This window comes from Streptomyces sp. SID5785, from assembly GCF_009870065.1.
GTDB lineage: Bacteria > Actinomycetota > Actinomycetes > Streptomycetales > Streptomycetaceae > Streptomyces.
On record NZ_WWIA01000483.1, the window covers coordinates 1 to 962 of the forward strand.

1 protein-coding gene is annotated in these 962 nt (G+C 76.8%); it reads left to right on the plus strand.

Going from position 1 to position 962, the window contains the following annotated elements; all coding sequences use genetic code 11:
* Nucleotides 1-962: FUSC family protein (locus GTW43_RS15705; protein ID WP_161302622.1), on the plus strand; the 962-nt coding region annotated here is incomplete at both ends.

Consider the following 962-nt stretch of genomic DNA (forward strand, 5'->3'; position numbering starts at 1 on the left):
CCGGGCGGCGAAGCGGCTCGGCTCGCTGCTGCGGGACGTCGTGGAGACGGCGGGCGGCACCCGGCACGACGACCACGAGGCCAGCCGGCGGCCCGCCGACCCGGCCGCGTCGCTGCGCCGCCCGTCGCTGCTGCGGCTGCTGCCCGCGGTGGTCCGGGCGATCCGCCGCGAGGCGCGCCCCGGCTCGCCGGTCCTGCGGCACGCGACCCGGGTGACGGCGGTCGCCGTCGCCGGGTACCTCCTCGGCCACGTGCTGCCGTTCGGACACGGCTACTGGGCACCCATGTCCGCCGTCATGATCATGCGGCCCGACTTCTCGCAGACGTACTCGCGTGCGGTGGGGCGCTTCGCGGGCACCCTCATCGGGGTCGCCGTCGCCACGGGGGTCGTCCGGCTCGTCCACCCGGACACCTATCTGGCCGCGGGCCTCGCCGTGGGGTGCGCGTGCCTCATGTACCTGTTGATGCGCACGGGGCAGCTGGCGGCGCAGGCGTGCGTCGCCGGGTACGTGGTGTTCCTGCTGGGGATGGGCGGCGAGAGCTGGGACCAGACCGTCGTCGAGCGCGTCGTGCTCACGCTGGTCGGCGGCCTCCTCGCCATGATCGCGTACGCCGTCTACCCGGCCTGGGACACTCCGCGGCTGCGCACCCGGCTCGCCGACTGGCTCGTCGCGCTCGGCGAGTACGCCGCGGCCGTCGTCGGGCACTACGCCCACCCCGACGGAAAGGCCTGCCCGGACGTGCGCGAGGCGCTGCTGACGGCGCGGGACGCCCACATCGCGTGGGAGCAGGCCTTCGCCCGCGCCAAGACCGAGCCGGTGCGCAGCCGCGGGCTGACCCGGGCCGCCGCCGACGACGCGGGGGAGGCGCTGCACGACCTGGGCCGCGTCGCCATGCTGATGGAGGCCCATCTGCCGGAGCGCGGGGCGACCCCGGTGCCGGCCGCGGACGCGCTCGCCGCCG